The sequence below is a fragment of the Dactylosporangium sucinum genome (assembly GCF_014647515.1).
GTDB lineage: Bacteria > Actinomycetota > Actinomycetes > Mycobacteriales > Micromonosporaceae > Dactylosporangium > Dactylosporangium sucinum.
In genome coordinates this window covers 65,939-86,417 of the sequence record NZ_BMPI01000050.1, presented here as the reverse complement: position 1 = coordinate 86,417, position 20,479 = coordinate 65,939, and the positions used below count along the sequence as shown (strand labels likewise).

The following is a 20,479-nucleotide window of genomic DNA, read 5'->3' as shown; positions in this document are numbered from 1 at the left end:
ATGCGCGGGGACGACGATCTTCACCGTGCGTTCCATCCTCCGGGCTGGGGACCACCCCCGCATGCGCGGGGACGACGGGAGGGCCTGGCTGTCGGCGGCGCCGCCGCGCGGACCACCCCCGCATGCGCGGGGACGACGTACTGGCGCCACGAGCGGGCTCCGCAAGCTCGGGACCACCCCCGCATGCGCGGGGACGACCGCCGATTCATGCCGAGGGCAGCGCCGGTTTCGGGACCACCCCCGCATGCGCGGGGACGACACCACGACCGGCGCGGGCGGCACGGGCGGGTCGTGACCACCCCCGCATGCGCGGGGACGACGGGACTGCCACCGCGAACGGCGGGTCACCGGGAGGACCACCCCCGCATGCGCGGGGACGACCGACGTCTACTCGTTCCTGTCGGTACCCGCCAGGGACCACCCCCGCATGCGCGGGGACGACCCTCTCCTGAAACACGTGTTCGAACGTACCCCCGGACCACCCCCGCATGCGCGGGGACGACAGCCGGGCTTCTGGTGGGCGGCGTGGGAGCGCCGGACCACCCCCGCATGCGCGGGGACGACCGCCCCTCCCCATGTATCAGCAGCTCAATGGCCGGACCACCCCCGCATGCGCGGGGACGACGAGTGGCGTGTCCGCGCCGGCGAGGCCCACCAGGGACCACCCCCGCATGCGCGGGGACGACGCCGCGAGCCGCCGGCAGATCCGCTTGATGTCGTTGGAGGACCACCCCCGCATGCGCGGGGACGACACGCGGCGTTGGGCTTGCTCTCGCGCTGACGAGGGACCACCCCCGCATGCGCGGGGACGACCGCGAGATGCGCTCTGCGGCCGTCCCGGGGCCAGGACCACCCCCGCATGCGCGGGGACGACCGTGCGCCTCGATCCGGCCGCTGCGGCGGCCGAGGACCACCCCCGCATGCGCGGGGACGACACGTCCTGTTCTTCGGTACCAAGCTGTACGACAAGGACCACCCCCGCATGCGCGGGGACGACAAACGGCTTAGCGCTGCCGGCTCGGCAGACGTAGGACCACCCCCGCATGCGCGGGGACGACCGGCCGGGCGAGGTTGCCGGAGAAGGCTGGGAAGGGACCACCCCCGCATGCGCGGGGACGACGCGGCAGACACCAACCGGAACCCTCACCTGTCGGGACCACCCCCGCATGCGCGGGGACGACACGGCGCCGGCGGGCTTCGCCGGCGACTCCACAGGACCACCCCCGCATGCGCGGGGACGACTGCAGGTCGGCGCCGTCCGGGGTGTGGGGCAGGGGACCACCCCCGCATGCGCGGGGACGACGCGCTTCCTTGGTCACGCGCTCCACAGTGGACGGGACCACCCCCGCATGCGCGGGGACGACGAGGCGGTCGAGCGGGTCGACGTCGCCGGCGAGGGACCACCCCCGCATGCGCGGGGACGACACGCTGTGACAAAGAATAGCAGTTCTACTGCCGGGACCACCCCCGCATGCGCGGGGACGACCCCCTCCGGGTGGCGCTTCCCCCGACGAGCAACGGACCACCCCCGCATGCGCGGGGACGACCGCCGAACCCCCGCTCCGGCCGTCAGCAGCGGCGGACCACCCCCGCATGCGCGGGGACGACATCGCCGTGGCGACGTACACCGGCGTGTCCCGCGGACCACCCCCGCATGCGCGGGGACGACTTGCGTACTTGAATCGGTAGGCCAACCTCCGCAGGACCACCCCCGCATGCGCGGGGACGACGCCGAGCATGCCGAATCCTTGAGTTGGCGGTGGGGACCACCCCCGCATGCGCGGGGACGACTACTTCATCGACTTGTCCGGCTCGATCTTCAGCGGACCACCCCCGCATGCGCGGGGACGACGGCTCGCTGCCCAACAAGAGCAACACGTCGACGGGACCACCCCCGCATGCGCGGGGACGACGGTCGTACGCCCCAGGCGCCCAGCCATAGACAGGGACCACCCCCGCATGCGCGGGGACGACACTTCCTGACCTGGTGCGTTGAAGATCAAGATGGTCGATTTTGTTCACTTGCTGACGACGTCGATCCAACAGTGCGATGACTGGGAAAGCATTGTCGCACTCGGGCCTGGCGAAAAACCACGGGTTGGCCGGCCACCACGACGGTCGGCTCGGGCGTTGGTCGTCTCGGTCAGTTGGGTGTGAGGGTGCCTGAGGTCAGGCCTTCGCTGATCGCGTGGGAGAGTGCGGCACCAGTGGCTCCGGCGTGTTCGAGGGCTGCGCGGAAGTCGGCGAGTTGGCGGAACGCTCGGCCGTACTGCTGTTGTTCGTGCAGGGCGAGGACCGGAATGGTTAGTCGTTTGGGGTCGATCCGGGGTGTTCCGCCGGTGGACGTGCGGCTCGCGGCGCGGATGTTGTCCCTGCGGGACAGGGCTCCCGCGACGAACCAGGGGTCGAACCGGTCCGGGTCGACACGGAGTGCCTGGAAGTCGGGCTGCAGCTCTTCGTCTGTTGTGGCGACTCGGGCGACGAAGTCGCGGCCGACGACGGGGATGAGGATGTCACCGGGACGTACGCGCGTCGCCTCGTTGACGGGTTCGGACGTCGTCGTTCGAGTGCGGTTCGGTGAGCGTAAGACCGCTACGCTGCCGGAGCGGATCAGGTCGGCCAGAGCCGCCTGCGGGGCACTGCGGAGCGGTGCTGTGGCTGTTGCCGGCTGTACGGCGGGCAGTCCGTGGCGGAGGCCGGCGAGGAGCCGGTCGAGGTCGCCGATGGCGGCTATCGTGTGGTCTGGGTCGATGGCGGCGCCGTCCGGGGGTGGCAGGTAGCGCTGCGGCGTGAGGTCGACCTGTTCGTCGAGGATTTCCACGGCCGCGACAGTGCGGTGGACGCCAGGGTTGTCCTGGTGCTGGCCTGTGCGGTAACTGTGCCATGCCTCGCTGATGAGTTCGGTGAGGGGACCGGCGACAGCGGCGTTGACGAACAGGATCCGGTCGGCGTTCGGTCGTGGATCGTCGGGTTGGGTGAGAACCCAGATGTGCAGGCCGATGCCGACTGGTGGCATGAGGCCAGCGCGGAGTGCGATGACGGCGCGAAGGGCTCCGCGTCGGACGAGTTCGGCTCGGATGCGTCGGCCTGCCGGGCGGAGCGCCGCGGCCGGCGGCATGAGCACGACGGCGGTGCCGCCGGGTGCGAGGTGGGCGAGCGCGTGTTGTACCCATGCCAGTTCCGGTTCGGTCCGCGGGGGCAGGCCGTAGCCCCAGCGCGGGTCGTAGGCGAGCTGGTCGTGCCCCCAGTCGTGCAGGCCGAACGGGAAGTTCGCGACGACGACGTCGGCGCGTAGGTCGGGGAACGCGTCGGCGAGCATGCTGTCGTCGATGCGCAGTTCGGGACGTTCGACGGGTTGTCCGGCTCGGCGGCCGCGGTGGTGGACGAACCAGAGGCGGAGCAGTGCGATGAGCGCGTACTGGGGTTTGATTTCCTGCGCAAAGTAGCGGGTTGGGACGCCGGTTGCGAGCGCGCGGTCGGCGGCCATGCGCAGGATCGATCCGGTGCCGCAGGTGAAGTCGAGGGTGTGGGTGCCGGGTCCGGCGATGGCCAGCATGATGTCGGCGACCTGGTCGGGGGTGCCGGCGAGGCCGGACATCGACTGGGCGGACGTGACGTAGCGGTTGTGGAGGAACTCGAATGCGGCCTCGGGGTCCTGTTCCTGGGCGAGTTGGTCGACGGTGCGCAGGATCGTGGTCAGTTGCGGTCCCCATTGGTCGGGCAGGACGCGGCCGACGAGCGTGGCGAGCTCGCGGTCGATGGCTCGGAGTTGCGTGGTGAGCTGTTTGGGGGTGAGCAGGCCGGCGCGTGCCGCTGGCTGGGCTGCCCGGGCAAGCAGGTAGGCGCCGGCGATACCGAGGGCGTCGCCGATCTGGGCGGCTGGCTGATAGCTCTCGATGTGGCGCCATGCCCACTGCTCAGTTGCGGCCTGGTGGAGCTTGCCCTGTCGGCGCAGCCATTCTTCGACGTCGCGGGCGTTGAAGCTGGGGCTGGCCGGGGTCCCGCCGACCGGCACGGGGAAGTCCGCGTAGCGCCGCCGCCAGTTGCTCACCGCTGCTCGGCCGACGTTGGCCAGCTGGGCGATGCCACTGGCCGTCAGGGTGGCATCGCCGATGACCGGGTTATGCTCGCTCGTCACGCGTGAACAGTACCACCTCTAAAGATGTTTGTGGCTTGTGTTCACAATGCGGATCACGCTACGCTCGTCGTGGTCACAACCAAGGAGGGGTCATGGCTCGGCGGGGGCACAGCACCAGCATCGGTAAGTTCGCCAAGGTTCACCACGACCGGCGGGTATCCGAGATCCGGATGCTCGGCGAACTGCTGCGCAGAGAGCGGCAGGCCGGTCCGCCGCTCCGTGAGCGGCATGTCGTGCACGTCGACCGTCCGACCGTCCACCACGACTGAAGGGGGATCATGAACACGATTGTTCGCGTCCGCACTGTCCGCTCCACCGCTACCGTCCTTCGAGCCTGTCGCATACCTGCGTGAGGGTGTCCGCCGGTACTCGGGGCGGGTCCGTGACTCGGTGGCCTACGCCCGGGTGCGGCTCGACCCGGCGCTCGGCAACGCCATCGCCGACGCATACCTGGCCGCTCCTGGCCGCGACGAGCGCGCCTTCGTCGCGTACGCCGAGTTTTGTGCCCACACGATGCGGCAGTACCAGTTCCTTATCGGCCGGGTGGAGTTCGGCGGACTCGGCGTCGCGGTCCGCGTCGTCGACGACGACCCGTATCCGGACGCCGCGGCGATGGTCGAGGATGTACGTCACCGCCGGCTGCGGGTGTTCGCCAGTGCGGCGACGGGCAACCCGCACCCGTACCTCAGCGACGGTGAGAACGACATGTTCCGTGCCGTCCACGACGCGTTCGGTCACGCCGCGAGCGGCCGCGGCTTCGACGCGCACGGCGAAGAGGCCGCCTGGCTCAAGCACGGCGTGATGTACCCGCCGTTGGCACGGCGCGCGCTTACCACCGAGATCCGGGGGCAGACCTGCGCCCTGGTGTTCCGCCGTACCGGCCGCGGCTTCCCGGAGCAGAAGGCGGCGCTGTTGCCGCGGCGGTTCAGCGACCGTCGGACGGTTCTCGTCGACCGGGCGGCGGGGTGAGCGTCATGGTGCGCCGTACCGTAACTGCTCGATCTCCGCCCGCAGGGTCTGCGCCCGTGGGTGCTTGGCGCCGTCGGCCCGCGCCAGATCCGCGAGCACTGCCTCGAACTGGCGCAGTGCACGGTCGCGTTCGCCCGCCGCGACGTGCGCGCGGGCGGCGCGGAGCCGGTACTCGATCGACAGTGGATGGTCGTTGGCGTATTCGTCGGCCAGTTCTCGCCACAGCCGTGCGGCGACCCGGACATTGCCTTGCGCGAACTGCTGGTCCGCCTCCGCGACCCGGTCGGGTAACCCGCCGGTGGTGTTCGGCGCGATGCCGTGCCGGACCGGTTGCCGCCCGACGACGGCCGCGTACGCGCGGACCGGGTCGAGCTCGTCGCTGATCACCCCGGGGATCGGCGGCGGGTCGTCGGCCAGCGCCGCCAGGACCTCGTACACCTCGGCCGCGTCGGCCGGCCGGTCATCGGGGTGCAGCGCGAGCAGCGTGTATACCAGGTCGTCGAGAGCCTCGGGAATCTGTGGCCGCAGCAGTGACGGACGCGGCGGCGGACTGCCCAGCTGACGTCGCACCGTGGTCATCGTCGTGGCGTCGCCGAACGGCGGCTGACCGGTCAGCAGGTCGAACAGGACGCCGCCCAGGCCGTAGAGGTCGGTGCGGTGGTCGGTGGCCGCGCCGTCGATCTGCTCCGGCGCCATGTAGCCGACCGTGCCGGGACCTTCGCCGGTCCGGGTGATCCTGGAGTACCGCTCGTCGTCGTCGATCACGGCGACGCCGAAGTCGAGAACCTTGACCGCACCGTTGCGTTCCACCATCACGTTGCCCGGCTTGAGGTCACGGTGGACCAGGCCGATGCGGTGGGCGGCGAGCAGGACGCTGCTGATCTGCGCCCCGATCGAGCACACCCGGGCGATCGGGAGCTCGTCCTGCCCGGCGATGAGATCAGTCAGGGGGATGCCCTCGATTCTCTGCAGGACGAGGTACGGCTCGCCGTCGTGGCTGTCGAGGTCGAACACGGCGGGCACGCCCGGATGGTCCAGCCGCGCCGTGAGGCGCGCCTCACGGCGGAACCGGCGCAGGAGATCCACGGTGAACCGGCCGGGGTTGATGGTCTTGACGATGACGGTCCGGTCGAGCTGCGTGTCCCGGGCCTCCCACACCTCGCCCATGCCGCTGCGGGCGATCGGGCGCCGCACCTCGTAGCGGTCCTTGAGGCGGTCGGCGGCCTTCACGACCGTCACTGTACCGGGAACGGCAGCGCCAGCCGGAGTGCAACGGCTGTTCGGTGGACCGCCCATCGGCCATCAGTTCGTGAACCCGGTCCATATTGATTTTGCGTGTGGTCTAGGTTCACAATACTGTCACACCGATCGCCGGACGGATGGGGGAGTGACGGCATGGCCGAGCTGGCCATCGATCGAGACTTTCTGCCGCGTTACGGGGCGCTGCCCCGGGCCGTGCAGCGGGCCGTGTTCGCGGCGATCGGCAAGTTCGCCGAGCACACGCACGCCGGCCTGCACCTGGAGAAACTGACCGGCGCCCGGGACCCGAACGTGCGGACGTTCCGCGTCAACAACTTCTATCGCGGCATCGTCGTCGCGCTCGGCGGCGCCAGGTTCCTGCTCAAGGACGTCCTGCCGCACGACGACGCCAACCACTACGCCACGACCCGGCTCTTCACGGTCAACCACGCTCTCGGCATCCTCGAGGACCGTGACCAGGAACGCATCGAGGCGTTCGCCAGCGACCTGCCCGCCACCGCACCGGCCGGGGTGCTCGACCACGTGCCCGGCACCGAACTGACCCGGCTGGGCGTGGACCCCGACCTCATCCCGCTGCTGCGCCGGGTCAACAGCGAACCGCAGCTGCTCAGCCTCTGCAAACTGCTGCCCGAGACACAGCGAACGGCACTGACCGGCTTCGCCGCCGGTCTGCCCGCCGACGAGATCTGGCGCGAAGTATCCGGACTGGTCATGCTCGGCGAAGAACCCGGCGACGTCGACCCGCGCGACCTCGCGGCGGCCGCCCGCCGGACGCCGGATCGGATCGCGTTCGTCAACGGCCCGATCGAGCTCGCCGCCATCCTGGAGCACCCGTTCGACCTGTGGCGGACATTCCTGCACCCGACGCAGCGCGACGTCGCCTACCGCGACGTCTACAGCGGCCCAGCCCTGCTGACCGGCAGCGCTGGCACCGGCAAGACCGTCACCGGCCTGCACCGCGCCGTGTTCCTCGCCGGCCGGCTGCCGGACGACGGTGGCAAGGTGCTCCTGACCACGTTCACTCGCGCGCTCGCCGAGGCACTCGACCGTCAGCTGGACCGCCTGTGCGACACGCCGACGGTCCGCGCCCGCATCGACGTGATCAGCATCGACCGGCTGGCGTATGACATCGTCACCCGTGGCCGGCGCAAGAAGTTCACGATCGGCAGCGACGAGGTACTGGACCCGCTGTGGGCCGCGGCCGCCGCTGCGGGTCCGACCTACCAGAACCGCGCCGGAAGGATCACAAAGTACGGTGGCGCGTTCCTGCGCCGCGAGTGGGAGCAGGTGATCCTGGCTCAAGGGCTGACCACCGTCGACGCGTACCGCGACGCAGCCCGCACCGGCCGGGGCGAAGGGCTGCGGGCCGCGCACCGCGACCAGGTGTGGGCCGCGGTCCAGGCCGTCGTCGACCAGATGACCGCCGGCGGTCTTCGCACCCACACCCAGCTCGCCGACGAGGCCGCCGCCATCGCCGGCACCGGACCCGCCCCGTACCGCCACCTCGTGGTGGACGAAGGCCAGGACCTGCACCCCGCGCAGTGGCGGCTGCTACGCGCTCTCGTCGCCCCCGGACCCAACGACATGTTCCTGCTCGCCGACCCCTACCAGCGCATCTACGACAACCAGGTCTCGCTCGCGCAGGTCGGCATCCAGGTCCGGGGCCGGACCCGGCGCCTCACCGTCAACTACCGCACCACCCACGAAATCCTCGACCTGTCGGTGCGCGTGCTCAGCGGCGACGACACCCTCGGCCTCGACGACGAACACGACACGCTACGCGGATACCGCGCCGTCACCCACGGCGGCATCCCCAGCATCACCACCCACACCGACCGCGACGGGGAGCTCGACGCGCTCATCGAACAGGTCGGCACCTGGCTCGACCAGGGCGTCGAACCACACGCCATCGGCGTCGCCGCCCGCACCGGCCGCGTCGTCGACGTCGTCAGCCGCACGCTGCAGGACGCCAACATCGACGTCGCCGACGACAAGCGCGGCGTCATCGGTGTCCGCGTCGCGACCATGCACGGCATGAAGGGCCTGGAGTTCCGCTGCCTCGCCGTCGTCGGCCTCGACGCCGGGGTGCTGCCCGCCCCGAACGCGGTCACCTCAGCCGCCGACGACCCGCACGCCCACCGCCAGGACCTGCAGCGGGAACGCTGCCTGTTGTTCGTCGCGATGACCCGGGCCCGCGACGTGCTGTACCTGTCGTACAGCGGCGCCCCCAGCACCCTGCTGCCCACCGCCAGGCCCGCACCAGGGACGGCGTCGTGACGCTCATGACGACCAGCACAGGCGGGCCGCCGCTGAGCGACGCGGCCCGCTCGGCGTGGGGCAAGACGGATCGCACCGGCGCAGCCCCGGTCGGCTGGCTGCCGCTGTGGCGGCACCTCGCGGACTCCGCCGACGTCGCCGGCCGACTCTGGGAACACTGGCTCAGCCCCGCGGTCCGCCGCCGCATCGCCGACGAACTGCCCGGCGGCGACAAGGACGGCCGCACACTCGCCGTCTTCCTCGCCGGCGTCCACGACATCGGCAAGGCCACCCCTGCCTTCGCCATCCAGAGCCAGCCGTACGCGCGCCGGATGCACGACCGGGGCCTGACCTTCCAGGCCCCGCTGATCGAGGCCGACCGGCGATTCGCGCCGCACGCCGCCGCCGGCCACGTCGTGCTCGCCGACTGGCTCAACGACCAAGGCTGGGCCGACCCTCACCCCTACGCCGTCGTCGTCGGCGGCCATCACGGCGTCCCGCCCACCGACGAGCTGCTGCAAGGCGTGCAGAGCCGCCCGTACCTGCTCGGCGACCCCGCCTGGCAAGACGTCCAGCGGGAACTGCTGGCCTGGATGGCCGAGCGGTCCGGCGCGGGCGACCGCCTCACCGACTGGGACCAGGCCCCGCTGTCGCAGCCGGTCCAGGCCGCCCTCACCGGCCTCGTCATCACCGCCGACTGGATCGCCAGCGACGAGGAGCTTTTCCCGTACCTGCTGGCCGGCACCGACGACGACCGGCTGCGTCTCGGCTGGGACCACCTCGCCCTGCCCACACCCTGGACGCCCGCCCCCACACCGCATGGCGTCGACGAGCTCTTCGCCGCCCGGTTCGACCTGCCGCCCGGCGCGGCACCCCGACCGGTCCAGCGCACTGTCGCCGAACTCGCCGAAACCATGCCGGCACCCGGCATGATGATCGTCGAAGCGGCGATGGGCGAGGGCAAGACCGAAGCCGCCCTGGCCGCGGCCGAGATCCTCGCCCGCCGGACCTCGGCGTCCGGCTGCTACCTGGCGCTGCCCACCCGGGCCACCAGCGACGCCATGTTCGGGCGCATGCTGTCCTGGCTGCAGCGGCTGCCCGACGCTGACACCGGCCGCGGCGAACGCGACGTCCGGCTCGCTCACGGCAAAGCCGCCCTCAACCCCGAATACGACCGCCTGCGGCACCGCCCGCTACCCAGCGGTATCGCGCAGGACGCCGGCGGCACCGATCTCGGTGTCCACGCCTGGTTCGCCGGCGGCAAACGCGCCCTGCTGTCCAGCTTCGTCGTCGGTACCATCGACCAGCTGCTCTTCGCCGCGCTGCGCAGCAAACACCTCGTGCTGCGCCACCTCGGCCTGGCCGGCAAGGTCGTCATCATCGACGAGGCACACGCCTACGACGTCTTCATGGGCCGCTTCCTCGACCGCGCCCTGCAATGGCTCGGCGGTTACGGCGTCCCAGTCGTGGTGCTGTCCGCGACCCTGCCCGCGCAGCGCCGGGCAGAGCTCATGGAGGCCTACGACCGCGGGAGGCTCGGACCGCCCCCCAAACCCGGCTGGCGGGACCGCGGCAAGCCGAAGATCGACCCGTACGCGCCGCTGCGCACCGACCTGCGCTACCCACTGGTCACCGTCTCCGCCGCCGAACGAGGCGCCACCGCGACCACCTGCGCCGACTCCGGCCGCGGCGCCACCGTCCAGCTGCACCGCCTCGACGACGACCCAGCCGCCCTGGCCGACCTGCTCCGCGAACGACTCGCCGACGGCGGCTGCGCCCTGGTCGTGCGCAACACCGTCGCCCGGGTCCAGCAGACCGCCGCCGACCTGCGCGCCTCCCTCGGACCCGACACACCGGTGGCCGTCGCGCACTCCCGGTTCATGGCCGTCGACCGCGCCGCGAAAGACCGCTGGCTGCGCGAGACGTTCGGGCCGCCCGGCACCGCCGCCCGGCCGCACCGGCACGTCGTCGTCGCCAGCCAGGTCGCCGAACAGTCCCTCGACATCGACTTCGACCTGCTCGTCACCGACCTCGCCCCGGTCGACCTGATCCTGCAGCGCATCGGCCGGCTGCACCGCCACTCCCGCACCGGACGTGCAGCCCGGCTCACCACACCCACCTGCTGGATCACCGGCGCCGACTGGACCACCGAACCGCCGCAGCCCGTCCCGGGCTCGCGCCGCGTCTATCAGACCTCAGCGCTGCTGCGGGCGGCCGCCGTACTGCTGCCACACCTGGACGGCGAAGCGCTGCGGCTGCCAGCCGACATCGCACCCCTCACCCAGGCCGCCTACGGCGACACACCGGTCGGCCCACCCGCCTGGCAGCCGGCAATGGCCGAGGCCCAGGCACGGGCGGAGGAGGAGACGACCGCCAAGAGTCTGAAGGCGGACGGCTTCCGGCTCGCCGAGCCGGGGGAGCCCGGCGCATCGCTGATCAACTGGCTCACCGGTGGCGTCGGCAACCCGGATGAGCGCACCGCCCGCGGTCACGTCCGCGACACCGACGGCGAAACCCTCGACGTCCTGCTACTGGTCCGCACCCCGGACGGCCTGGTGGTGCCACCCTGGATCGACGGGGGCGGCGCGGCGGTGCCGACCGGCAGCGTCCCACGGTGGCCGCTGCCGCGGCAGATCGCCCGCTGCACCCTGCCACTGCCTCGCACGATGACCGCCCCGGAGGTCATCGACGACGTCATCGCCGCCCTCGAACAACGCATCGACCTCAGCGCCTGGCAGGACAGCGCGTGGCTGGCCGGTGAGCTCGTCCTCGACGTCGACACCGACGGCACCGCCACCGTGGCGGGCTTCGCATTGCACTACGACCCGCACGAAGGGCTGCGCGTCGAACGCGCCGCCTGACCCAACCCACCAAGAGGAGGTGTGACCGTGACCGGCTCACCGCATCCCGCCGGGTTCTTGTTGCTGGACGAGGCGTGGGTCCCGGTGCTGGATGCCGCCGGGCAGCGCCGCGACGTGTCGCTGCTCGGCCTGTTCGAGGAGGCCCCGCAGCTGCGCATGATCGCCTGTGAACTGCCGTCGCAGACCTTCGCGATACTGCGCCTGGCGCTCGCGATCCTGCATCGCGCGACCGACGGCCCGGTCGGCGAGACCGCGTGGCGGGCGCTGTGGCGCGACGACCGGCTACCGCTGACCGACATCACCGACTACCTCGGCGAGTTCCGGCACCGGTTCGACCTGCTCCACCCCGACGAGCCGTTCTACCAGGTCGCCGGCCTGCGCGCCGACAAGGACAACACGTACGGTCTGGAGCGGCTGATCGCCGACGTGCCCAACGGCATGCAGTTCCTGACCGCACGGGCCGGGACCGGCATCGACTCGATCTCACCGGCCGAGGCCGCCCGCTGGCTCGTGCACTGCCAGGCGTTCGACCCCTCCGGCATCAAGACCGGCGCCGTCGGCGACCCCCGCGTCAAGAACGGCAAGGGCTACCCCATGGGCATCGCGTCCGCGGGCGCGCTCGGCGGGGTCTACCTGGAGGGCGCATCACTGCGGGAAACCCTGCTGCTCAATCTCATACCCGTCGCGCCGGACTGGCGGGCCGCCGACGAGCTCGACCTGCCGGCCTGGGAGCGGCCAGCGCAGACCGCTGTCGAGGAAGCAGAAAAGACCCGCGGCCCGTACGGAGTCCTCGGCCTGTACACGTGGCAGTCACGCCGGATCCGGCTGTTCGGCGACCGTGCCGGGATCACCGGCGCCATGATCTCCAACGGCGACCCGATCGACTGGCAGGACCGCCACCGGCTGGAGCCGATGAGCGTCTGGGGCCGCAGCGGACCGCGCGAGAAGCAGCAGAAGCGCGTCCCGGTCTACCTGCCCCGGCCGCACGATCACACCCGGGCGTTGTGGCGGGGCCTGCACACCCTGCTGCCGCCGGCACCGCCGCCCGGCAGCGAGCCGCAGCAGCGGCTGTCCCCGCTCGTGCAGCAGTGGCTGGCCCGGCTCACCGTCACCGGCATCGTCGAGTCGGACCGTCGGGTGCTGCACCGAGCGGTGAGCGTCACCTACGGCACCCAGAACGCGGTCGTCGACGACGTCTACGGCGACTCGCTGACCATGAACGTCCTCCTCGCCGACGAGCAGTCGCCCCTGCGTACTGCGGCATTGGATGCTGCCGGCGACGCCGACGCCGCGGTCAAGGTGCTGCGGACCCTCGCAGCCAATCTGGTGCGTGCCGCTGGCGGCTCCGGCACGGAGAACGGTGCGGCCGACCGCGCTGCCGAGGACGCGTACAGCCTCCTCGACCGGTTGTACCGCGACTGGCTGGCCGGGCTCGGCCCGGCCAGCGACCTGGCCGACGTGCGCACCACGTGGCAGCGACGGGTCCAGGGGGCCGTCCGGGGGATCGGTGACGACCTGGTCGCTGCGGCCGGGCCGGACGCGTGGGTCGGCCGTCTCGTCAAGGACCGCAACGATGTCGAGGTCCACCACTCCACCTCCCAGGCCGAGGTGTGGTTCCTGCGCAGCCTGGCCAAGGCGCTGCCGATGGCCGTCGACCGAACGCATCAGCACGAGGAGGTACCGCAGTGACCACGGCAGCGACCGACCGGCCGAACGCGCCGGCACGCAAAGCTCCGACCCGGCCCCGCCGGGCCCTGGGTGACCACGTCGCAGCAACAGTCGGCAAACTGCAGACACAGGTGCTGCATGAGCCGCCGGTGCCCGAGGCGGTCGGCGCGATCGCCCGCCTGCGCCGCGGCATCGGCCGCATCCCCGGATCCGACTACACCCTGGGGATCTACCTGTCGGTGCCCGACGAGCTGCTGCGCGGCCGGCCGAGGAACGACGCCGACGCCTACGACGCCGAGTACGCGGTGCACGACGCGATCACCCTGTACGCGCTGCACCAGCAGTCCCGCCGGGAGCGGATGCACGTCAGCGGCAGTGGACTCGGTGTCGCGCTCGCCGCCCTGGTCCGCAAGAGCGTCAGCCCGGAAGGCGTGCGGCGCCGGTTCGCTGCGCTCGGCACCGCCACCAGCTATGCCGAAAGCATCCACCACCTGCGCGGTCTCGTCACCATGCTGCGCGAGCACCAGATCCCGCTCGACTACGGCCTGCTCGCCGACGACCTCTACACCCTGCGCCAGCCGGCCGGGCAGCCACCCGGCCGACCCTCCGGACGGGCCACCGTCCAGGCCGTGTGGGGCCGCGAGTTCTTCCGCACCCGCCCCACGGCCGGCGACACCAACGACTCCGGCAACCCCACCGACTCCGCCACCGAGACCGAGGAGCGTGCCCAGTGAACCGCACCATCATCGACGTGTACGCGCTGCAGACCGTGCCCCCGAGCAACCTCAACCGCGACGACACCGGCTCCCCGAAGACCGCCACCTACGGCGGCGTCCGTCGCGCCCGCGTGTCCAGCCAGGCATGGAAACGCGCCATCCGGCTCGCGTTCAAGGACCTGCTGGACCGCTCGCAGCTCGGTGAGCGCACCAAGCGGGTCGGCGAGTCGCTCGCGGCCCGGATCAAGGCACTGGACCCGCAACTGACCGACGAGGCCGCATCCACCCTGGCCGCCGAGGCGTTCGCCGCAATCGGCCTCGCCAAGGCCGAGAAGAAGAAGGGCGAGGTGAAGGACGTCGAGTCCAGCTACCTGCTGTTCCTCAGTCACCGCCAGCTCGACAACATCGCCGCCGCGGCCCTCGAGGCCTCCCGGGCCGGCACCGCGCCCGACAAGGCGCGACTCAAGACGCTCGCGAACACCGAGCACTCCGTTGACATCGCCATGTTCGGCCGGATGGTCGCCGACATGGCCGACATCAACGTCGACGCCGCCTGCCAGGTCGCGCACGCCATCAGCGTGCACGCGGTCGACAACGAGTACGACTACTTCACCGCCGTCGACGACCGCAAGCACGACGCCGACGAGACGGGCGCCGGCATGATCGGTACCGTCGAATTCAACTCCTCCACCCTCTACCGGTACGCCACCGTCGACGTGAACCGGCTGCACGACACCCTCGGCGACATCGCGGCCACCCGTGCGGCCGTCGAAGCCTTCCTCACCGCGTTCGCCCGCAGCGTGCCGACCGGCAAACAGAACACGTTCGCCCACCGGACCCTGCCCGACGCGGTCCTGGTCCGGGTCCGCGACACACAGCCGATCAACATGGTCGGGGCGTTCGAGACCGCTGTTCAGGAAACCGAGGCGTCCGGCCGGGTCAAGCTGGCCGCCGCCGCCCTCGCCGACCACATCACCGCGGTCGAAGGCGCCTACGGTGAACAGCCGACCGGAAGCTGGGTCACACACGTCGGCGACCAGACCGCAGTGCTGGCCGACCTCGGCACCGTGGTCACCCTCGGCGATCTCGTCAGCGGGGTGGGGGAGCGGGTCGCGGCAGCGCTCGGCCGGCCGGCATGAGCGTGCTCCTGCTCCAGCTGGCCGGGCCGATGCAGGCATGGGGTGCCTCCAGCCGGTTCGCCCGCCGCAGCACCGAGGTCGCTCCGACCAAGAGCGGCGTCGTCGGCCTCCTCGCCGCGGCGAAGGGCATCCGCCGCACAGAGCCCCTCACCGAACTGCTCGGCCTCGAGTTCGGCGTGCGGTTGGACCAGCCCGGCCAGGTCCTCCGCGACTTCCACACCGCACACACCGCGGACGGCAAGAGCGCCCCGCTGACACACCGCTTCTACCTTGCCGACGCCGCGTTCCTGGCCGCTGTCAGCGGCGATCGAAACCTGCTGACCGGTCTCGACGAAGCGCTACGCCGACCGCATTTTCCGCTGTACCTCGGCCGTCGGTCCTGTCCACCGGCACGCTCCGTCACGCTCGGTGTCCACGAGCAGCCCCTCTACGAGGCGTTGAGCGGCTGGCCGTGGCTCGCCGCCGACTGGCACCGCCGCAAGGCGGCCCGCACCGTCCGGCTTGAGATCATTCGCGACGCCCGGCCCGGAGAACCCGTCGCCGAAACCATCCACGACGAGCCACTCAGCTTCGACCCGGCACACCGCCAGCACACCTGGCGGGCCGTCCACCGCAGCCACGTGACGATCAGCAACGACCTCACCGAACGGGCCGGCGTCACCGAGCACGACCCGCTAAGCCTGCTGGGAGGCTGAGCATGTACCTCACCAGGTTCACCGTCGACACCACCCGCCGCGGCGCGCGGAAGCTGCTGGCCTCACCACAGGCCATGCACGCCGCAGTCCGCGGCGCATTCCCGGTGCCGGAGGACCACGAACGGCCGGGTGCGCGGACCCTCTGGCGGCTCGACACCACCACCGACGGCACCGTCCAGCTCTACCTCGTCAGCCCCGGCCAGCCCGACCTCACCCACCTGGTCGAGCAGGCCGGCCGGCCCACCGCAGAGGCCTGGACCACCCGACCCTACGACGGACTCCTCGCGTCCCTACAACCCGGCCAGCGATGGGCGTTCCGCCTCACCGCGAATCCGACCCGCAGCGGCCGCAAGACCGCCGACGCCAAGGAAACCCAACGCTTCGGCCACCTCCGCGTCGAGGACCAGACCCAGTGGCTGATCGCCCGAGGCGAACGGTGCGGCTTCGCCATCGCGCCCCAACGTGACGGCGAGCCGAACCTCAAGCTGCACCGCCGGCAGACGGTCACCTTCCGCCGTGCCGCAGCCGCCGTCACCCTCACCACGGTCACCTACGACGGCCTGCTCGACATCATCGACGCGGACGCCTTCCGCCAGTCACTGACGGTCGGCATCGGCCACGCCAAAGCCTACGGATGCGGGCTGCTCACCATCGCACCCGCGAACTGAGCAACGAGCCGGGCGATGCCGATTCCCGGAGTACCACCAGCCGAACTCCCCGACCTGACCCGCGCCGAGGACCGCATCAGCTTTCTCTACCTCGAACGCGCCGTCATCCACCGCGACAGTAACGCGCTCACCGCCACCGACGACCGCGGCGTCGTCCACATCCCCGCCGCGTCCGTCGGTGTGCTGTTACTCGGACCCGGCACCAGCATCACCCATCAAGCCGTCGCCCTGCTCGCCGACCACGGCGCCACCGCCGTCTGGGTCGGCGAGCGGGGCGTTCGCTACTACGCCCACGGCCGCTCCCTCGCCACCTCCAGCCGGCTCCTCGTCGCCCAGGCCGCCGCCGTCAGCCACCGCGACCGACGGCTCGCCGTCGCCCGTGCCATGTATGCGATGCGGTTCCCCGGCGAGGACACCACCGGCCTCACCATGCAACAGCTCCGTGGTAAGGAGGGCGCCCGGGTCCGTCGAACGTACCGCGAACACGCCACCCGCACCGGTATCGCATGGAACCAGCGACAGTACGACCGCCAGGACTTCAGCTCCGGAGACCCCATCAACCAGGCACTCTCTGCCGCCCACGCCTGCCTGTACGGCATCGTCCACACCGTCATCGTCGCCATCGGCGCCGCACCCGGACTCGGCTTCGTCCACACCGGACACGAACGCGCCTTCGTCTACGACATCGCCGACCTCTACAAAGCCGAGATCACCATCCCGGTAGCGTTCGACGTGGTCGCCAGCAACCCCACCGACATCGCCTCCGACACCCGCCGCGCCGTCCGCGACCGGGTCCACAACGGCGCCATCCTGACCCGCTGCGTCCGCGACATCCGCGCACTGCTCCTACAACCACAGTCCACGGGCGAACTCGACGAGACCGACGAGCTCGCACTCTGGGACGATCATGGCTTCGAGGTAGCCGCCGGCCGTAACTACGCCGACGGCGAGGAAATCGACTTCTGATGACCGTCATCATCCTCACCGCCTGTCCACCCGGACTCCGCGGTCATCTCACTCAATGGCTGCTGGAGATCTCCGCCGGCGTATATGTCGGCCACATCAGCGCACGCGTGCGCCGCCGCCTTTGGGCACGAGTCAAAGATCTGGCCGGCCCCGGCCGCGCCCTCATCGTCTACCAGATCCCCGGCGAACAACGCCTATCCTTCGAAGCCCACGATCACCACTGGACGCCCGAAGATTTCGACGGCATCACCCTGATCCGGCGCCCCGCCAACCCGGTCTTCAACCCGGCGATGCCGTCCGGCTGGAGCAACGCCGCCCGGCGCCGCCGATACGGCCGCCGCCAACAGCCAACCCGGCGGCCAGCAAGTGAATAGAATCGGCCGAGTGGATCTATAGCGCAGCAGGTCAACTAGTGTGCTCCCCGCGCACGCGGGGATGGTCCTCATTGCAATACGGCTCCACGTACATGCCGTTGGTGCTCCCCGCGCACGCGGGGATGGTCCGCCGGGGTGGGAGACCAGGTTCGGCTACCTGGAGTGCTCCCCGCGCACGCGGGGATGGTCCCGACGTCGCGCCGCTGCGGTCCTCCATCGGCCAGTGCTCCCCGCGCACGCGGGGATGGTCCCCGCACCGCGAACCCGTCTGGCACTTCGGTGCTGTGCTCCCCGCGCACGCGGGGATGGTCCCCAGAGCGGCACCACGTCGGTCGACAACGACGCGTGCTCCCCGCGCACGCGGGGATGGTCCAGTCGGTGTCGTTGTAGTAGTAGAGGAGCACGTGTGCTCCCCGCGCACGCGGGGATGGTCCGAAAGGACCGCAAATGGCGCTTCTAGATAAGCTGTGCTCCCCGCGCACGCGGGGATGGTCCGGCGCAGCCCGCCGGCACGCCGGTGTCGCTGTGGTGCTCCCCGCGCACGCGGGGATGGTCCCGCGATCGCGGCGAGCTCGAGGCCCCACGCGAAGTGCTCCCCGCGCACGCGGGGATGGTCCCCGGTGGTCATGAGGTCGTGCATCTCCTCGTAGGTGCTCCCCGCGCACGCGGGGATGGTCCCTGCGTGGGCACGCTGAGCAGGGCCTCGGCACCGTGCTCCCCGCGCACGCGGGGATGGTCCCTCGCTGCGTGCGGGCTGTTCTACCTGCGCGACGTGCTCCCCGCGCACGCGGGGATGGTCCGTTGAGCACGATCTCGACCTTTTCGCGGGCGTCGTGCTCCCCGCGCACGCGGGGATGGTCCGCCGGCTGTACCACAAGACGGCCGTGGCGACGTGTGCTCCCCGCGCACGCGGGGATGGTCCCAACCGGTGCGTCTACCAGGGGGCCATCTTCGGGTGCTCCCCGCGCACGCGGGGATGGTCCGGGAGCCGCTGTGACGATCCCCGACCTGACCGTGTGCTCCCCGCGCACGCGGGGATGGTCCGCACGGCATCCCGTGCCCGAGGTGCAACGCGTTGTGCTCCCCGCGCACGCGGGGATGGTCCGGTCCGAGTGCTCCTCGGCGACTGCTTGCAGACGTGCTCCCCGCGCACGCGGGGATGGTCCCACCGTCTGGGTGGCCTCCGGCCCGGCCGAGGTGTGCTCCCCGCGCACGCGGGGATGGTCCCTGTCAAGGGAGAGTTGACCGTTGACCACCCCTGTGCTCCCCGCGCACGCGGGGATGGTCCGGAGATGACGACCGGCAGCGTGTTCGTGTTGCCGTGCTCCCCGCGCACGCGGGGATGGTCCCGGCCAGGCCGTGGACCGAGACAACTGAAGGAGGTGCTCCCCGCGCACGCGGGGATGGTCCCGAACAGTGAAGGGAATCCCCCTGTGAGGAAACGTGCTCCCCGCGCACGCGGGGATGGTCCCTACGGGCAGATCGTCTACAACGGCGTCGACTAGTGCTCCCCGCGCACGCGGGGATGGTCCGTCCCGTGGGATGACGTGAGTCCGCGGGCCGCCGTGCTCCCCGCGCACGCGGGGATGGTCCGGGCTGACCGCGCCATGGACAAGCTGATCCGGTGTGCTCCCCGCGCACGCGGGGATGGTCCCTGGCGTGCGGCATGACGTGCGCCGGCAGCGTAGTGCTCCCCGCGCACGCGGGGATGGTCCGTGCGCGGCGCGATCACCAACGTGTCCGTCGGGGTGCTCCCCGCGCACGCGGGGATGGTCCCACCACACCGGACCGGTGCCGGGCGTGCTGGACGTGCTCCCCGCGCACGCGGGGATGGTCCCGGGTGGGCCGACATTGGCGGAGCCCAGGTCCCGTGCTCACCGCGCACGCGGGGATGGTCCCCGACGGACCGGCCAGCACCTCGGCGCCGGCATCGTGCTCCCCGCGCACGCGGGGATGGTCCCACCAAAGGCCGGCACCCTCAGCCCCGAGGGTGGTGCTCCCCGCGCACGCGGGGATGGTCCGGGGCGGGGCTCCACGTCGGCGATGGCCGGGCGGTGCTCCCCGCGCACGCGGGGATGGTCCCGCCTGCGCGATCTGCCGTTCGCTGCACTTGCGGTGCTCCCCGCGCACGCGGGGATGGTCCGGCTCGGCGCCGGGTGGTGTCGTGGCCGCCGACGTGCTCCCCGCGCACGCGGGGATGGTCCGCTCGCGGTGCAGCGCGCCCAGGCCGCGAACAAGTGCTCCCCGCGCACGCGGGGATGGTCCTGCGCTCAATGGCCTCACGCACGAGCTTGATAAGTGCTCCCCGCGCACGCGGGGATGGTCCGACCTACCTCGACACGGTAGCGCCGCGGAAGATGTGCTCCCCGCGCACGCGGGGATGGTCCCTGCGGCGGCACCAGCAGCCCGTTCATCGTGGCGTGCTCCCCGCGCACGCGGGGATGGTCCGGCGCGCGAGACGAGGTTGTACAGGTCTTCGATGTGCTCCCCGCGCACGCGGGGATGGTCCGTCGCGGACAATCGCCCAGATCTCCGGATGCGTGTGCTCCCCGCTCACGCGGGGATGGTCCGACGACGACGTATAACGTGAAGCAGTACACGCTGTGCTCCCCGCGCACGCGGGGATGGTCCCAGAACCCCCGGAGGGGTTCCATCACTATGCGCGTGCTCCCCGCGCACGCGGGGATGGTCCCGCCATCTGCACGGTGTCGCCGGTCGGGTCGACGTGCTCCCCGCGCACGCGGGGATGATCCGGTCGAGCTGGGCAGC

At 71.4% G+C, this 20,479-nt stretch carries 13 protein-coding genes and 2 CRISPR repeat arrays (1 of these 15 only partly in view); of the genes, 11 read left to right on the top strand and 2 right to left on the bottom strand.

Going from position 1 to position 20,479, the window contains the following annotated elements:
• Positions 1-48: 48 nt before the first annotated feature.
• Positions 49-1,974: direct repeats of the CRISPR family, unit length 28 nt; unit sequence GGACCACCCCCGCATGCGCGGGGACGAC.
• 169 nt (positions 1,975-2,143) lie between these two features.
• Positions 2,144-4,015 (bottom strand): N-6 DNA methylase, encoded by a 1,872-nt coding sequence (locus IEZ31_RS38725; protein ID WP_229836296.1) that lies wholly within the window; start codon positions 4,013-4,015, stop codon positions 2,144-2,146.
• 215 nt (positions 4,016-4,230) lie between these two features.
• On the opposite strand from IEZ31_RS38725, the gene IEZ31_RS38720 reads away from it, so the two are divergent.
• Complete coding sequence (locus IEZ31_RS38720) at positions 4,231-4,407, top strand: hypothetical protein (RefSeq protein ID WP_190255080.1); 177 nt, start codon at positions 4,231-4,233, stop codon at positions 4,405-4,407.
• Positions 4,408-4,528: 121 nt separating this feature from the next.
• Complete coding sequence (locus IEZ31_RS38715; protein WP_229836294.1) at positions 4,529-5,107, top strand: hypothetical protein; 579 nt, start codon at positions 4,529-4,531, stop codon at positions 5,105-5,107.
• A gap of 3 nt (positions 5,108-5,110) precedes the next feature.
• Here IEZ31_RS38715 and IEZ31_RS38710 read toward each other — a convergent pair whose 3' ends face one another.
• Positions 5,111-6,337, bottom strand: coding sequence for a serine/threonine-protein kinase (locus tag IEZ31_RS38710; RefSeq protein ID WP_229836293.1), 1,227 nt, complete (start codon positions 6,335-6,337; stop codon positions 5,111-5,113).
• Positions 6,338-6,502: 165 nt separating this feature from the next.
• Between IEZ31_RS38710 and IEZ31_RS38705 the strand changes: the two genes are divergently transcribed.
• From IEZ31_RS38705 to cas2e, 9 genes are read left to right on the top strand one after another with little or no spacing between them, the layout of a single operon-like run.
• Complete coding sequence (locus tag IEZ31_RS38705; RefSeq protein WP_190255078.1) at positions 6,503-8,644, top strand: UvrD-helicase domain-containing protein; 2,142 nt, start codon at positions 6,503-6,505, stop codon at positions 8,642-8,644.
• Positions 8,645-8,649: 5 nt separating this feature from the next.
• Complete coding sequence (gene cas3, locus IEZ31_RS38700) at positions 8,650-11,484, top strand: CRISPR-associated helicase Cas3' (protein WP_190255077.1); 2,835 nt, start codon at positions 8,650-8,652, stop codon at positions 11,482-11,484.
• 27 nt (positions 11,485-11,511) lie between these two features.
• Complete coding sequence (gene casA, locus IEZ31_RS38695; RefSeq protein ID WP_190255076.1) at positions 11,512-13,173, top strand: type I-E CRISPR-associated protein Cse1/CasA; 1,662 nt, start codon at positions 11,512-11,514, stop codon at positions 13,171-13,173.
• Positions 13,170-13,886 carry a type I-E CRISPR-associated protein Cse2/CasB gene (gene casB / locus IEZ31_RS38690; RefSeq protein ID WP_190255075.1) on the top strand — a complete coding sequence of 239 codons (717 nt, stop codon included), beginning with the start codon at positions 13,170-13,172 and terminating at the stop codon, positions 13,884-13,886. The genes casA and casB overlap by 4 nt, the downstream gene beginning before the upstream one ends.
• Positions 13,883-15,007: a type I-E CRISPR-associated protein Cas7/Cse4/CasC gene (gene cas7e / locus IEZ31_RS38685; RefSeq protein WP_190255074.1), complete on the top strand. Its 1,125-nt coding sequence runs from the start codon at positions 13,883-13,885 to the stop codon at positions 15,005-15,007. The genes casB and cas7e overlap by 4 nt, the downstream gene beginning before the upstream one ends.
• Positions 15,004-15,702, top strand: coding sequence for a type I-E CRISPR-associated protein Cas5/CasD (gene cas5e / locus IEZ31_RS38680; protein WP_190255073.1), 699 nt, complete (start codon positions 15,004-15,006; stop codon positions 15,700-15,702). The genes cas7e and cas5e overlap by 4 nt, the downstream gene beginning before the upstream one ends.
• A gap of 2 nt (positions 15,703-15,704) precedes the next feature.
• Positions 15,705-16,370: a type I-E CRISPR-associated protein Cas6/Cse3/CasE gene (gene cas6e, locus IEZ31_RS38675; protein WP_190255072.1), complete on the top strand. Its 666-nt coding sequence runs from the start codon at positions 15,705-15,707 to the stop codon at positions 16,368-16,370.
• Between the two features lie 15 nt (positions 16,371-16,385).
• The gene (gene cas1e, locus IEZ31_RS38670; RefSeq protein WP_190255071.1) at positions 16,386-17,336 is read left to right on the top strand and encodes a type I-E CRISPR-associated endonuclease Cas1e; all 951 of its coding nucleotides are present in this window, start codon (positions 16,386-16,388) and stop codon (positions 17,334-17,336) included.
• On the top strand, positions 17,336-17,710 hold the full coding sequence (gene cas2e, locus IEZ31_RS38665; RefSeq protein ID WP_190255070.1) for a type I-E CRISPR-associated endoribonuclease Cas2e: 375 nt from the start codon (positions 17,336-17,338) through the stop codon (positions 17,708-17,710). The genes cas1e and cas2e overlap by 1 nt, the downstream gene beginning before the upstream one ends.
• Before the next feature lie 40 nt (positions 17,711-17,750).
• Positions 17,751-20,479: direct repeats of the CRISPR family, unit length 28 nt; unit sequence GTGCTCCCCGCGCACGCGGGGATGGTCC; it runs 719 nt beyond the window's last position.

Coding starts and splice junctions, on each gene's coding strand:
- cas5e (WP_190255073.1), top strand. CDS start 15,004: ATGAGCGTGCTCCTGCTCCAGCTGGCCGGGCCGATGCAGGCATGGGGT.
- cas2e (WP_190255070.1), top strand. CDS start 17,336: ATGACCGTCATCATCCTCACCGCCTGTCCACCCGGACTCCGCGGTCAT.
- IEZ31_RS38705 (WP_190255078.1), top strand. CDS start 6,503: ATGGCCGAGCTGGCCATCGATCGAGACTTTCTGCCGCGTTACGGGGCG.
- IEZ31_RS38720 (WP_190255080.1), top strand. CDS start 4,231: ATGGCTCGGCGGGGGCACAGCACCAGCATCGGTAAGTTCGCCAAGGTT.
- cas6e (WP_190255072.1), top strand. CDS start 15,705: ATGTACCTCACCAGGTTCACCGTCGACACCACCCGCCGCGGCGCGCGG.
- cas1e (WP_190255071.1), top strand. CDS start 16,386: ATGCCGATTCCCGGAGTACCACCAGCCGAACTCCCCGACCTGACCCGC.
- cas3 (WP_190255077.1), top strand. CDS start 8,650: ATGACGACCAGCACAGGCGGGCCGCCGCTGAGCGACGCGGCCCGCTCG.